The organism is Rhodococcus sp. WS1 (assembly GCF_003797745.1).
GTDB classification, from domain to species: domain Bacteria; phylum Actinomycetota; class Actinomycetes; order Mycobacteriales; family Mycobacteriaceae; genus Rhodococcus_F; species Rhodococcus_F erythropolis.
Window position 1 is genome coordinate 657,224 of record NZ_RKLZ01000001.1, and the last position, 14,257, is coordinate 671,480.

The 14,257-nt window shown below is 62.2% G+C and carries 14 protein-coding genes; all 14 read right to left on the bottom strand.

The features are described 5' to 3' along the window. Nucleotides 1-8: 8 nt before the first annotated feature. The 14 genes from hypF to EEB12_RS02995 all read right to left on the bottom strand — a co-directional run bounded on the left by hypF (nucleotide 9) and on the right by EEB12_RS02995 (nucleotide 14,243). Nucleotides 9-2,297, bottom strand: a complete 2,289-nt coding sequence (hypF, locus tag EEB12_RS02935; RefSeq protein WP_141487385.1) for a carbamoyltransferase HypF — start codon at nucleotides 2,295-2,297, stop codon at nucleotides 9-11. Next, nucleotides 2,294-2,578, bottom strand: a complete 285-nt coding sequence (locus EEB12_RS02940) for a HypC/HybG/HupF family hydrogenase formation chaperone (protein ID WP_021333538.1) — start codon at nucleotides 2,576-2,578, stop codon at nucleotides 2,294-2,296. Before EEB12_RS02940 ends, hypF begins: the two co-directional genes overlap by 4 nt. 3 nt (nucleotides 2,579-2,581) lie before the next feature. Next, nucleotides 2,582-3,076: a hydrogenase maturation protease gene (locus tag EEB12_RS02945; protein ID WP_141487386.1), complete on the bottom strand. Its 495-nt coding sequence runs from the start codon at nucleotides 3,074-3,076 to the stop codon at nucleotides 2,582-2,584. Nucleotides 3,077-3,082: 6 nt separating this feature from the next. Next, entirely contained in the window at nucleotides 3,083-3,202 is a 120-nt protein-coding gene (locus EEB12_RS31120; RefSeq protein ID WP_003942178.1) for a DUF6893 family small protein, read from the bottom strand. Nucleotides 3,203-3,281: 79 nt separating this feature from the next. Next, on the bottom strand, nucleotides 3,282-4,646 hold the full coding sequence (locus EEB12_RS02950; protein ID WP_141487387.1) for a hypothetical protein: 1,365 nt from the start codon (nucleotides 4,644-4,646) through the stop codon (nucleotides 3,282-3,284). Further along, the gene (locus tag EEB12_RS02955; RefSeq protein ID WP_020969415.1) at nucleotides 4,643-5,281 is read right to left on the bottom strand and encodes a DUF6084 family protein; all 639 of its coding nucleotides are present in this window, start codon (nucleotides 5,279-5,281) and stop codon (nucleotides 4,643-4,645) included. The genes EEB12_RS02950 and EEB12_RS02955 overlap by 4 nt, the downstream gene beginning before the upstream one ends. Further along, nucleotides 5,278-5,898 (bottom strand): DUF5947 family protein, encoded by a 621-nt coding sequence (locus tag EEB12_RS02960; protein ID WP_021343999.1) that lies wholly within the window; start codon nucleotides 5,896-5,898, stop codon nucleotides 5,278-5,280. Before EEB12_RS02960 ends, EEB12_RS02955 begins: the two co-directional genes overlap by 4 nt. Before the next feature lie 19 nt (nucleotides 5,899-5,917). Next, on the bottom strand, nucleotides 5,918-6,820 hold the full coding sequence (locus EEB12_RS02965; RefSeq protein ID WP_141487388.1) for a NifU family protein: 903 nt from the start codon (nucleotides 6,818-6,820) through the stop codon (nucleotides 5,918-5,920). Between the two features lie 3 nt (nucleotides 6,821-6,823). Then, on the bottom strand, nucleotides 6,824-8,617 hold the full coding sequence (locus tag EEB12_RS02970) for a nickel-dependent hydrogenase large subunit (protein WP_019748080.1): 1,794 nt from the start codon (nucleotides 8,615-8,617) through the stop codon (nucleotides 6,824-6,826). Nucleotides 8,618-8,671: 54 nt separating this feature from the next. After that, a complete protein-coding gene (locus EEB12_RS02975) occupies nucleotides 8,672-9,787 on the bottom strand; it encodes a NiFe hydrogenase small subunit (protein ID WP_020969412.1) in 1,116 nt (371 codons plus the stop codon). Nucleotides 9,788-9,950: 163 nt separating this feature from the next. After that, nucleotides 9,951-10,772 (bottom strand): hydrogenase nickel incorporation protein HypB, encoded by an 822-nt coding sequence (hypB, locus tag EEB12_RS02980; RefSeq protein WP_031333268.1) that lies wholly within the window; start codon nucleotides 10,770-10,772, stop codon nucleotides 9,951-9,953. A gap of 2 nt (nucleotides 10,773-10,774) precedes the next feature. Continuing rightward, entirely contained in the window at nucleotides 10,775-11,104 is a 330-nt protein-coding gene (locus EEB12_RS02985) for a hydrogenase maturation nickel metallochaperone HypA (protein ID WP_141487856.1), read from the bottom strand. A 159-nt stretch (nucleotides 11,105-11,263) separates the two neighbouring features. Continuing rightward, on the bottom strand, nucleotides 11,264-12,949 hold the full coding sequence (locus tag EEB12_RS02990; protein ID WP_021343994.1) for a cutinase family protein: 1,686 nt from the start codon (nucleotides 12,947-12,949) through the stop codon (nucleotides 11,264-11,266). A gap of 181 nt (nucleotides 12,950-13,130) precedes the next feature. Continuing rightward, nucleotides 13,131-14,243, bottom strand: coding sequence for an alcohol dehydrogenase catalytic domain-containing protein (locus tag EEB12_RS02995; RefSeq protein WP_024487609.1), 1,113 nt, complete (start codon nucleotides 14,241-14,243; stop codon nucleotides 13,131-13,133). Between the last annotated feature and the right edge of the window lie 14 nt (nucleotides 14,244-14,257).

The window sequence follows — 14,257 nt, forward strand, 5'->3', positions numbered from 1 at the left end:
TCCTGACCTCATGACGAACTCCCGACCAGCACTTGGCCGTAGGCGAGACCACCGTCGTTCGGTGGTAACTGCAGTCCTGTAAACGGCGTGAATCCGGCTTCTCCGAGCAGGGCACACGCCCGGACGAGCAGGAGAGGGTTCTGAAACACGCCTCCGGTGAGAACTACCTCGTCCACTCCCGCCAGTTCCCGGCCACGGATTGCCCACTCGAGTACGAGGTGCGCGACGGATTCGTGGAAGCGCGCGCCGATCACGTCGGCGGGCACCTTCGCTCGGAGATCACGGACAACGGCCCGAATGACCGACCGCGGATCAGCTGTCCAGGAATCGTCGTCCGACTGCACCCAGTCGAAGGTGTACCGCGACGGGGCGCAGTCGACTCCCCTCGAAATGCCCTCCAGTTCGATGGCGGCCTGCGCTTCGTAGTCGACGCTCTGACGAACCCCGGTCAGCGAGGAGACTGCGTCGAACAACCGCCCCATGCTCGAGGTGTCCACACACCCGAAACCGGTTTCCAACTGGTGAAGTAGGACCGACTGCTCTCGTGGCGGACAGGCTGCCACCGGCGCGAGGTCGGATTCCCAGTCCAACCCGGCATGCCAGAGGTGGGCGAGCGCCATTCGGTACGGTCGTTCCACTCCGGCATCGCCCCCTGGCAGCGGTACGTATCCCAGATGCGCGAGACGGCGATAACCCTTGTACGTCGCCAGCAGCAATTCCCCTCCCCACACTGCGCCGTCCGCCCCGTAACCGGTGCCGTCGAACGCTATTCCGAGAACCGGTTCGCTCCCGTCCCGGCCGTTCTCCCCCATCACGGAAGCCACATGTGCGTGGTGATGCCCGACGACGCGCACCGGTCGGTCGCCACTACGACTGCGAGCCCACGAGGACGAGCGATACCGAGGATGCTCGTCACAGGCAATCTGGTGCGGCACTACTCCGGTGATCGACTCGAAGTGACACTCCGAGGCAGCAAAACTGTCGAGGACAGCGAGGTCGCCCATGTCTCCGATGTGCTGACTCGGCCAGACATACGCACCCTCGGCAAGACAGAAGGTGTTCTTCAGATCGGCCCCGACCGCCAAGGTGGGCGGTAAATCGAACGGCGCCGCAACGGGCAGCGGTGCATATCCGCGCGAGCGACGAAGCAACTGTCGTCCGTTGCCGACTATTCGCATCACCGAGTCGTCACACGGCATCAAGATCGGACGGTTGTGGGTCAACACCCCGTCGGCCAGGTCACCCACCCGTTCGAGATCGTCGTCGGAGTACAGAATTGGCTCGCCACCGATGTTCGCCGACGTCATCACCAACGCCGCGGGGCCCGCAGCGTCTCCCGCCAACCCGAGAAGAAGATGTTGAATCGGATTGTAGGCCAGCATGATTCCGATGTCCGGAATGCCTGGGGCAATCGAGGGAGACGGCGTGTATCCAGACGCTTTGGCAACCAGCACTATGGGACGCTCGCGCGAGGACATGGCATCGGCCTCGGCATCCCCGACCACACCCAGCGCTCTGGCTTCTCTCACATCGCGCACCATCACCGCCAACGGCTTGCTCGGTCGATGCTTGCGGTCACGCAATTCGTGAACCACGCGATCATCACGCGCATCGCAGGCCAAGTGGAATCCTCCAATTCCCTTGACAGCAAGAATCTTCCCGTCTCGTAGCAGCGATCGGGCTCGTAGCAGTGCACCCTCGCCGGTCTCCGTGGGCGCGTCGCCTTCCACAAACGAAAGCGTTGGACCGCACTCCGGGCAGGCAATCGGTTGCGCATGAAACCGGCGGTCGGAGGGATCCACGTACTCCGCCGCACAGTTCGCGCACAACGGGAACCGCTTCATCGTCGTAGCGGCCCGGTCGTAGGGCATCGACTCGATGATCGTGAATCGTGGACCACAATTGGTGCAGGTGATGAAGGGATGACGATATCGCCGATCGCTCGGATCAGTCAGCTCCCGCAGGCAGTCGTCGCAGATCCCGACGTCGGCCGGCGCCAAGGTTCGCCCGACCGCCCCCGCATCCGTCTCGATGATGCAAAACCCCTGACGACCTAGCGGCGGCGAGTCCTCGCGCTCTATCGACTCCACTCGCGCCAGCGGTGGGGGGCGGTTTCGCACCCGAGCGACAAATGCATCGATTGCCTCTCCGTCGCCTTCGATGTCGATCACGACCCCGAGAGCAGAATTTCCCACCGAACCCGACAGTCCCAGTTCGGTCGCAGTCGCGTGAACGAACGGCCGGAATCCCACACCCTGGACTACGCCACGAACGATGACACGACTGGCGATCATCATGTCCCGACCTCGCCGGTACGAGTATCGGATTCGTCGATCTCACCGTCTTGACCACGGCCCATCAGTTCGAGGCCGGCCCGAGCGCGCTGTGCTCCCTGTTCGTCGACCTTCTCGACTGCAAAGCCCATGTGGATCACCACCCAGTCACCTGCCGTGACGGTGCCTTCGTCGAGCATCCCGATGTTGACCTTGCGCGGTGCACCTTCCACGTCGACGAGGGCGAGTTGACCGCCGTATCCGTCCAGTAGTTCGCGTACCCGTCCCGGAATCCCCAGACACATGACTCACACCTCCGGCCCCAAAGTGGTGGCATCACAATCCACGTCGATCGACCGGACGAGTGCCATCACCGCAGAGGCGGCTTGCCCGACCGAATCACGCATCTCTGTGCTCAATCCGATTCCGTCGCCAATCGATTTCGCGTGTGCCCCCACCACGAACGTCCGCGGGAGTGTTCCGCCGAGGGCCTGCAGGCTGGCAAACACCGAACTCGGATGCATGGAATGTGCGTCGAAACCTCTTTGCGGACCTTCACTTTCGGGATCCACTTCGATGATCGCAAGCTTCCCCGGCACTCCGGTCACCGGTAATGCGTCGATCAGCACCAGCGCGTCCCACGACTCCAACAAGTCGTATGCCAGATGCACACCACGAATCCCGTAGTCGACCAGGCGAACCCCCGTCGGGAGATTCTCATGCTGCAACGCTCGAACAACTTCGGGGCCGAATCCGTCGTCTTCGAGAAATATGTTTCCGACGCCTGCAATCAGCACGCGCACAGTGCTTTACATCTTTCGCATTCGCAGATAGCGCTGGATGTCCGGCATCGACACCACCAGAACGATCGCGGCTGCGATCGCGGTGGCGCCGAGAAGTGCCGTCGACAGCAATCCCATGCTCCTCATGGCGGGTTCTCCTCTCGATAGCAGTGAAGTCCGAAAGCTGTGAAGTCCGACAGCGTGAAGTACGACAGCGTGAAGTACGTCAACTCGCGCCGTCTCGCGGCACCGGCTCTATCTCGTCCGGCGCGAAGTACAGGTAGCGGCCGTACCAGTTATGTAGATCGGCGGCCGGGTCGTCCAAGAGCGTCACCCCAACATGAATGTCGCCGTCCACGTCTTCATGAATGGTGGCGACGTGGGCGATCCGGCCGTCGAAGAACAGGTCCTGAGCATCAGCGCGACGTGAGGGGTGAAGCCGAACCGTACTTCCACCGCAGACGCGGACGCCGTTGATCAAAACTGCGTCGGTGCGTGGTTGAACACTGGTGTCGGCTTCCGGCGTCCACCAGTCCACGCCGTCAGGCACCTCGGGTATCAGATCAGAACCGGCATTCGAATCTCGCAGCACGCCGTGCAGGCCGGCTAGATCGTCGGCCGTCAAGCTTTCACATCGGTCGATGATGTCGGCAGCTTTCGAGTCGGTCGCCCGCGCCCGCGCCTTTTCCTCTTCGGTCATGGCCAGAATTCTCAGGGTGAGAATTTCGTCGATCTCCGTCGAGTCGAACAGGGATCCTTCGCTCTGCGGCGCAATCTCGGGAAAGTCGTACAGGATGATCGGTGACACCAGAACGGTGGGCGATGTACCGGGGCGAGTCGGATCCTCGGTCCCCGCAAGCACGGGATAACAGCGATTTTGCCGCAGCGGCTCCGAGTGATCTGGTTCGTCGAACAACGACACGAACCTCGAGCCTGCGCAGGTCAAAATGACGTGAGTGCCGAGCATCGACTGCGCCGTGGCCGTGCCCTTGTCCCTCATGTCCACGCTCGTGTCGTTCATGATGCTCACGGAGATCACCCTGCGTCTGTCCCCTGCGGAGGCGTTCAATTCCAAGCGGCCAGTCACCGGAAGCCGTGTCCGAACGACCCGTCCGACTACCCGGCCCCGAGAATCCGCCAGAGTCTCTCCGTCGACAACTCCCTCCGCACAGAAGGATCCTTCGACACCGGCCTCGAGTTCGTCCAGACCCCACGGACCCAAGACGATCTCGGATTCGGTGGCTTCGTCCCACGAGATCGCCTCGTGCCCGTCGACTACCAACCGATCCACCGGAATCCACGCGCCGCCGGCGCCGAGTCGTTCAACCGTCCGCGACTGGTGGTGCAAAAATCTCACCGTCGCCGTTACTTCGGCGCCGTTCCGCTCGAGTTCGCCGAGCAGACATTGGGCGGACATCGACGGTTCCTCGCCGACTCCGTCACCGGCGGCGCCGGGCGGTCCGAGAACCCCGAACTGCCAACGGGATTGATTCTTCGCCGAGCCGGCCCGGTAAGGATAGAGAAGATATCCCTCGTACAGGACAGCGTCGGCCACGGCCCGAACGTCGTGATCCATCTCAGTTCGGGTCATCGGGGCACCTCGCTCGCCGTGAGCAACTGCCGCACGGCTGAATCGAGGTCCGTGAAGCCGTGCGCTGCCTTGAATCGCACGAGATCGGCAATCGTCTCATGGTCGAGGCGTACCCAACCAGAGGCCGGATAATGCGTGGCCATCAGCTGTTTCCACACGTCGACCGGCAATTCGTAGGCAGCAGATCTGTCCCACGGGATCTGCTGTACCGAGAAACCGCGCTGCCCGTCGGTGAATACGGTTCCGCTCAGTAGAACCACGATCGGAATCGTTCCGTCACGGAGTGCGTGCATGTACTTCGACGCCGTCACCGAGAAGTCGTACGTACACGCCATGGGTAAGGCCGCGACCGTTGTTTCCGTGAATCCCTGAACGACCGCGGAACACTCCATCCACAAGAAGGTTCGCAGCGTACTCGACCAACGCTCCCGCGGACCGAACAAATCGCGCAGGGCGTCGCCTTCCTCGTCGGAGTACGGCCGGCGGTGCGGTTCGATTCGAACCTGTGCGCGTAGAGCGACTGCTCGGACGGTCGCGCCGGTAGTCTCCGACATCCTCAATCTCACCGTCAGATTTGGTGTAACCGCATACGGTTCCACCTCCACGTTGTCGACCGAGAAGTCGAGGACGGTCATGCCGACCTGCTTCGCGCCTCGACGCGCCCGAAGAACTCGTCCACCACGCGCGCTGCATCCTGGCCACCGTCGAATCCGCGCCACACGGTGCGCAGCCTGCCCACCAGCTCGTAGCAGGCGTCGATGGGAACAACGAAGCATCTCGGCGATTGTCCTGACGTGGGCACCGAGACAATCAACGCCTCGACGTCGGCCCGCATCTGCGAGAGCCCCGGATTCTCCGCGAGCACAGTCTCGAACGAGTCGATGGGCAGCTCGGATTCGGTAGCTCCGGCAGGTCCCGGATAGAAGACTATGTACTTGTCGAGGAGTGAGTTCCGAAAGAAGAATGCCAGGCCGACAGGAATTTCCAGGGACTCCCACCGGCCAGGGGCGAGTTCGAAGCCCGGAAATTCGAGATACCGATCGGGAACCGCTTTGTATCGGAGATCCGCGTCGACCGGCGCAAAGAGCAGATAGCAGGGACGGCACACGCACATCAGGCTCCGGACCTGTACGTCCACGACGTGTTGGTGTTCGTCACCTATGCCCGCCGCGCACATCTCACACAGCGGCCCGGTCGGAACGGCGCGCGTCGAGGCGATTCGCGTGAGCACCTCTCCCACAGTGGTTTTCATGACCAGGCTTCGTCCACGGCTAGGTCACCGGCAACACGGAATCGTCGGCAAGCGCGACCGAGAGCACACCGTCGCGAATAAGCACCGGCAGAGGCGCCAGGTGCTCGGAGCCGGTGCCGACCCGCGCACCCGCTCCGTACACGCTGAAGTGGGCAGAGCACGTCGGACAGGTAAGGACAGCGGCGTCTCGGACAGGAAGGCCCATCATGCGTTCGAGCACAGCCCCCGCCATCGAATGGTCACATACGGGGCAATGGTCGCGATACGCGTACAGATCGTCACCGGAGCGGCAGACCAACAGATCGGTATCCGATACCCGGAAACCCGCGACCTCACCCGCGTCGACTTCGGCAAATTCGGGGACCTCCACCCAGTGCGCGCCTCCCCCGTCGGCGTGTACGTGCGAGAACAGGGACTCGACCGAGATCACACCCGACTTCAGCTCGTGCGAATCCGGTGTTTCGACGTCGATTCCGGTGGTCTCGGGTGCCGCCGCCTGCACCGCGTCCTGGATCGCGGTTTCGAGGGTCACCGACGACGAAGGGCAACTGTTACAGCTTCCGAGAAGCCGTAGCCGCACCACGCCGTCCGCCACCTCGATCAGTTCGACGTCCCCGCCGTGCGAGCCGAGGTACGGACGCACGCTGTCGAGCGCAGTGCGTACGCGGGTCTCGACGTCGTGCGGGTGAAGTCCGTGCACCAGTAGGAGGCTCGACACCAGATCGTCGCGAACCATCGCATCCATCATGGCCGGATCCGCCAGTGCGACGGTGCGTTCGAGTGCGGCGCCGTACAACTGCACGACCTCGCGCACCAGTTGCTCGGCGCGATCCCTGGCCACCGGGCCTGCACCGGCATTGGCCTGCAACAACGTCTCGATGCGCTCCCCTGCTCCGCGCCAGTAGTCGGCCGAATGCTCCATCGATCACTCCCCGGTCACGGACTGCGTCGGAGAGTGCAACTTCTCCAGGGTCTTACCGCCGCCGAGATACATGTGAACACCACACGGCAGACAGGGATCGAAACTACGCACGGTCCGCATGATGTCTATGCCCTTGAAGTGGTCTCGATCGTTCTCCTCGAAGATCGGCTGACCCTGCACGGCATCCTCGTACGGACCGGGGGTTCCGTAGCTGTCGCGCGGGCTCGCATTCCACGGGGTCGGTGGGTACGGGTGATAGTTCGCGATCTTGCCGTCACGAATCACCATGTGATGTGAGAGAACTCCGCGGACGGCTTCGGTGAATCCGCAACCGATTCCCTCGTCCGGAACCTCGAACGACTCCCACGTCTTGGTACGGCCTGCCCGGATCTCGACAAGCGCCTTCTCTGCGAAGTGAAGGGCAGCCGCTGCTGCGTATGCCTGGAAATACGTTCGCGCACGGTTCCTTTCGAGAGTATTGCTGCCATGCTCTGGAATCTTCCACTCGAGCGAGACAGGACCCTTCAGTGCTGTTTTCGGAAGATTGATCTTCACACTGTGTCCGGTCGACTCCAGGTATCCGATGTCGACCAGGCCGGCAAGAGCGGTGCTCCACAGACGAGCCAATGCTCCCCCGCCGGTATCCAGAGCGAGGTTGTCTTTTCCGTCGAACCATCGCGGTGACATGACCCAGCTGTACTTGTCCTCGAGGTTCCGCTTCTGCGGGTGAGGGTTGGTGTGTTGATTCCACGGGTGCCGGCGATCGACCGGGTTACCCAGCGGATCGGTCTTGACGAACATCTCCTGATCACTCCAGTCCTCGTAATACGAGGACCCCAGCATGATTCGGATACCGAGGTTGATGTCCACCAGATCCGTGGTGACCAACTTTCCGTCGACAACCACACCGGGAGTGACAAACATCTTCCGGCCCCAGTCGGTCATGTCCTTGTACGAGAAATTGCAGTACTCGGGGTCTTGGAACGATCCCCAACAACCCAGCAGGGTCCGCCGCAGGCCAACCTTCTCGTAACCAGGCAGCGCCTGGTAGAAGAAGTCGAACAGGTCGTCGTGCATCGGCACGACCTTCTTCATGAATTCGACGTACCGCATCAGCCGCGACATGTAGTCCGTCATCAGTTCGATCGTCGCGACGGTGCCGACGCCGCCGGGATAGAGCGTCGACGGGTGGACGTGCCTACCCTCCATCAAGCAGAACATTTCGCGAGTCGAACGCGAGACTTGCAACGCTTCGCGATAGAACTCACCCGTGAACGGATTGAGAGTCCGCATGATGTCCGCGATCGTGCGATAACCGTGCTGCTCCTCGTGCGGGCAGCGCGTGTTCTCTGCCTGCGCCAGCACACCGGGATTCGTCTCGGAGACCATCTTCTCGCAGTAGTCGACTGCGACCAGATTCTCTTGAAAAATGTTGTGGTCGAACATGTACTCGGCGGCCTCGCCGAGATTGACGATCCACTCGCCTAGATGCGGCGGCTTGACGCCGTACGCCATGTTTTGTGCGTAGCACGAGCACGTGGCGTGATTGTCACCGCAGATGCCGCAGATACGACTGGTGATGAAATGCGCGTCGCGCGGGTCCTTCCCCTTCATGAACAGGGAATACCCACGAAAGATCGACGACGTGCTGTGGCACTCCACCACTTCGCGATTGGCGAAGTCGATCTTGGTGTAGATACCCAGACTGCCGACGATTCGGGTGATGGGGTCCCACGCCATCTCGACAAGACCGTCGCGGTCCGCAGTCGAGGTGGGTTCGGGAACGATGGCCGTCATTGCAGTGCCTCCCAGAGACGTTGCTCACGAACTGATTTGAAGGTATCCGGTCGGTCACCACGTACGCGTCGCACCGGTGAGCAACTTCGACCCGCGCTCGCGCCAGTGCGGTTCCTTGTCCAACGTGTGACCGGTGATCCGGCGCAGACTGTGGATCACGGACCCGTACATTCCCACCGCATTGGTGGAGAGTTTGCCGCCAGGTGGTTCATCCATGAACGGCATGAATTTGTCCGGGAATCCCGGCATCGTGCAGCCGATGCAGATCCCGCCGACATTAGGGCACCCGCCGACTCCGTTTATCCAACCACGTTTGGGGACATTGCATTTCACGACCGGTCCCCAACATCCCAGCTTGACGATGCACTTCGGCGACCCGTACTCCGTCGCGAACTCGCCCTGCTCGTAGTACCCGCCACGGTCACAGCCCTCGTGAACGGTGGCACCGAAAAGCCACTGCGGGCGGAGGGATTCGTCCAAGGGAATCATCGGCGCCTGATCAGTGGCCATGTACAGAAGATAGGTCAGGGTCTCGGAGAGGTTGTCCGGCTGAATGGGACACCCGGGAACGCACACGATCGGGATGCCCGCCTTCGATTTCCAGGTCCACCCGAGATAGTCCGGCACGCCCATCGCACCGGTCGGATTGCCGGCCATCGCATGTATGCCGCCGTAGGTTGCGCACGTGCCGACCGCAACTACCGCAGTGGCTTTCGGTGCCAGCTTGTCGAGCCATTCGCTCGTGGTGACCGGTTGGCCGGTTTCGCGATTGTTCCCGAAACCACACCAGTACCCTTCGTCGTGAAGTTTCTCGTTCGGTATAGATCCTTCGACAACAAGAACAAAGGGTTCCAATTCTCCTCGGTCGGCTTTCCAGAACCATTCCAGGAAATCGTCAGCGCCGCCCTGCGGTCCACATTCGAAGTCGATGAGCGGCCAATGAACCGCCACCTGAGGCAGGCCGGGCAACGCACCGAGCGCGATCTCCTCGATACTGGGTTGCGTGGCCGCGGTGAGCGCCACCGAATCACCGTCGCAACTGAGACCGGCATTGATCCACAGCACGTGGATCAGAGTTTCTTCCGCTTTGGCCGCTGCGCTTTCGGGGGTAGCTGCGCTTTCGGAGGCAGGTTCCGCCGTGGTGCCAGCAGTCGATTTTTGTGTGTCCATGTCAGCCGCTTTCACGGGTGCACTTGCGCCTGATTCTCGGCGCCGCTACTGCCTGACACGCTATGGCCTCAAATTGCTGCGGCACCGAAACGCTGACGCCACCGGAGTCGAACCTCGGCCCACTTGCGTGGCACCCACTCATTTCATTAACTACCCGAGCAGATCAGTTGTCAACGGCCACCGGAGAAATCGCCGAACGACTACCGATCCACTCGTACCACTCGTCCATGCCCTCACCTGTCGTGGCCGATAAAACAACAACGCGCACAGCAGGATTGAGGATTTTCGCTTGCGCGACACAGGCATCGACGTCGAACTCGACGTACGGGAGCAAGTCGATCTTGTTGATCACCACGAGGTCCGCGACGGCAAAGATGTGCGGGTACTTTTTTGGCTTGTCGCCCCCCTCCGGCGTCGATATTAGGACAACCTTGCCTTCCTCACCCAGGTCGAAGAGCGCGGGGCACACCAGGTTTCCTACGTTTTCGATCAGAAGCAGCGACTCGTCCGCGGGGTCCAAGGCGCGCAGCGCGCGGTCGATCATCTCGGCATCGAGGTGACAGCCCGCCCCCGTGTTGACCTGGACCACTGACGCGCCGGCCTCACGAATCCGCTCGGCGTCGAGCCGGGTTTCCTGGTCACCTTCGATCACGGCAATCGGTCGTTGTCGTCCTAGTTCCCGGATCGTTCGCGCCAGCAATGTCGTCTTACCCGCGCCGGGCGAACTCATGATGTTGAGCGCCGTGATTCCGCGGCCCCGCATCCACTCACGATTGTGAACCGCAATGCCGTCGTTCTTGGCAAGCACCTGCTGCTCGAGAATTACAGTGTGGTCGGAGTGACCGTGCCCATGGTCATGGTCATGGTCATGGTCGTGGTCGTGGTGGTGACCGTGCCCATGGCTGTCGTCCTGCTCGTGTTCTCCGCCGGCGACGACCGACACCCGAGGTCCCGTGGCGTCCCCGCACCCACACGTCGCGCACATGCTCAGCTCACTTCCATCGACAGGATCCGCAACTCGCGGCCGGCAAGCACCTCGACATCAGCACTGCCGCACCCACACAACAAGAACATGTCGGGGGGCGAGAAAGTCACGCCACAGCTTTTGCATCGCGCGCTGGTTGCAATCTCATCGATGTGCAAGCTGGCACCCTCGGCGTGAGTACCCGCGGTGACAACGTCGAAGCAGAACAGCAGAGAGTGTGGAACCACCGCGCAGATTTGCCCTACTTCAAGCCGCACGCTCGCTACTCGTCGGTCGCCGGCACGCTCGCACACGGCCTCGACCACACTCTGCGCAATAGACAGCTCGTGCACGGTGAAACCCACGATTCGTGATCCGGAAACCTCCCTTCCACGATAAGCACCAACCGTCGCCGTACGTAACCCGTACATACAAAACAGGCTGCGATCCGCAACTACTTGCGGATCGCAGCCTGTGACCGAGCTATTGGTGACGTAATGTCGCGAGGACCCCTACGGGTTCGGAACCGGCACCTTCGTCGTCGTCGTCGACGTCACCGTCGTGGTCGGGGGCGCCGTCGTCGCATCCGTTCCCGCAACCGGTGAGGTCGGAACAGTCGACGTAGGAGTGACCGCGGCCGAACCAGTCGGCGTCGCTGCTGCTCCCGATGTGACCGGCGCGGATCCTGCCGCAGGTACCGGCGACGTCGTTGCGGGCGCTCCAGCGGATTCCGTCGAGCCCGTGGTTGCGGCCGGTGCCTGACCGGTGCCGTCAGCCACTGCTGCGTCGCCTTCCGCATTGCCGTCGGCCATGTAGGCATCGACTGCCGCGCGGATCTGTTCCGGGGTCGGCTTCGCCGTTGTGTCGACGGGCTTTCCTTCCTTCGCCTGCTGGGCGAGGTAGGTGAGCCAGGCCGCTGCGTACTCAGCTGAAGTCAACGGCTTGCCGTTGGCCGCGTCCGCATCACGCCAGTAATCGAAGTGGTGTCCGACGTCCGGAGCGAGTGTCTGCTGGTAGGGGTCGCTCAAGATCACGGGAATCGTGTTCTGGTTGGTAGCAATCAGACCGACGATCTCCTTGAAAAGCTTCTGCGGCAGATATGCCAGCGGAGACACCTTGTCGGTAGATACCGTCTCGCCCTCGGCTACCGGCGCCGGCGCGGGTGTTTTACCGGGCTTGTACTCCGGATCCGAGACCTTGAGCATCACCTGAAGGAACGTCTCGTCACTCTGCATCCAGTTGGGATTCGACGAAATGTCTGCGAACGCCTCGAAGACGATCTGGCCGAACACCACCGCGACGTCCTGGCCGGTGGCCGGGTTCAGACCCTGTGATTCGAGTTGGTCGATGTTCAACTGCCGACCGACATTTGCCGCCAAGATCAACAGAGAGATGTTGCTGGGAGCCGAGCAGGTGAAGTCACCGTCCGAGCAGAAGGACGCGACCTTGCCGTTCAGCTTGCCGAAACCTCCGGCAGTGCCGGGGAGGACACCTTCGCCGGGTGTCGCGGAGGTGCCGCTCTGGTACTTCGTATCGAAGTTGTCCGGGTTCGTGAACGGATTCTTGGCACCGAGGAACGTACCGTCGCCGGCTTCGCGGCCTGCATCCGCCAGCATGACCACGCCGACAACCTTGTCCGGGTCGACACCGAACTCGTTGTTCTCCTGCGTACCGATGTCCATCGCCACACGACGCACCACATCGGCGCCCTCGCTGTAACCGACGATCGAGAACTGAGTCTTCGGGCATTCCTTGGCGATGGCACTCATCACGGACTGCGTATTTGCAGCACCGGCAGCGACGGCGTCCTCGTAGGACGCCATGTTGGCCGGATATGCGATGTACACCGCTGCGTACGAGCCGGGCTTGTTCGCGTTGACCGAGCCTGCCGGGTTGATCACCTGGTCGACGCGTTCACTCTTGTAGTCACCGGACAGGGCGGCCGGCAGCGGCTTCCCGTCGGCTCCCAGCAACATCTTCACCGTCGAAGCATCCGGCGTGTCGTGTCGACCGGCAACCGCGATACTCACCATGTCGTGGCACTCCGTGACCGACGACGTCAGTTGCGTCTCGATCGTGCGTGACTCCGGAGAGTCCACTGCGACCGCAACCGCGACCAGTGCGGCCACGCCGAGCGCTGCGGGCGCTACTGCACCCGCCAGTATTCGATGTCGCGAAAAGAACCCACGAACCGGCATATCTTCTCCCCAATCAACTTTTGGAAAACGTACGACCGACCCCCGGGGCGTCACGCAACGTCATTCGAGTAGTCGTCCAGTACGAGAGGAGCGTTACAAGGGGTAACGATTTTCCGCGGCGAGGCGTGGGGCTCTCGGAGGCGCAACCCTCTCATTTCCGCTGCATAACACCGATGCGCGCCTACTCCGATTCGAAAATAATGACCTGTCGGATTGCTTTTCCATCGGCCAGTTCGTCCATGCCGGAATTGATGTCGTCCAACTCGATTCGCGAGGAGATGAGCTTCTCGACCGGTAGCTTCCCGTCCCGCCACAATTGCGCGTAGATCGGGATGTCGCGGGCGGGGACGGCGGATCCCAGGTAGCTGCCGATGATGGTCCGCGCTTCGGCCACCAGCCCGAGCGGCGAGATCGACGAGCGCGCGTCAGGCGCAGGCAACCCGACCGTGACGGTCGTGCCGCCAGCTGCCGTCGCAGCCACGGCTGTCTCGAACGCCCGAGCATTTCCCGCAGCTTCGACGACGATGTCTGCGCGAACGCCACTCTCGGACAGGCCGGACGGTGTGAAGACCTCGGTCGCGCCCAGTTCCAGGGCCTGAGCCAGCTTGGACTCCAGTGCATCGACGCCTATGACGTTCTCGACCCCGAGTGCCCGCGCCGTCAGGATTGCGGCCATCCCGACGCCGCCCAAGCCGACCACCATCACAGTGTCCGCCGGGCGAGGCTTGGCCGCGTTGAGTAGCGCTCCCCCGCCGGTCAACACCGCGCAACCGAGTACGGCTGCAATCTCGGCCGGAATATCGTCTTCGACGGCAACTACGGACTTGGCGTTGACCACCGCATGCGTCGCGAAACCCGAAACGCCGAGATGATGTTTGACGCTCTCGCCGGAGCGCCGCAGTCGTTGCGCGCCACCGAGCAAACTGCCGTCGTTGTTGGCGGCGCTACCCACCGTGCACGGCATCCGGCCGTCAGTGGCGCATCCCGCGCACTCGCCACACCGCGGAAGAAAAGTCATCACGACGCGGGTGCCCACCGACAACGAATCAACGCCGTCGCCGAGTTCGACGATTCGACCAGCTGCCTCGTGGCCCAGCAACATCGGCACGGGGCGAACGCGATTCCCGTCGACCACGGAGAGGTCGGAGTGACAAAGCCCGGCAGCTTCGATCTTGACGAGGATCTCACCCGGGCCCGGGGATTCGAGGTCGAGTTCCGAAATCGAAATCGGAGTCGACTCCGCAAAGGGACGCTCCCGGCCGATCTCTTCGAGCACTGCACCACGGATCTTCAACTGCACACCCCGAT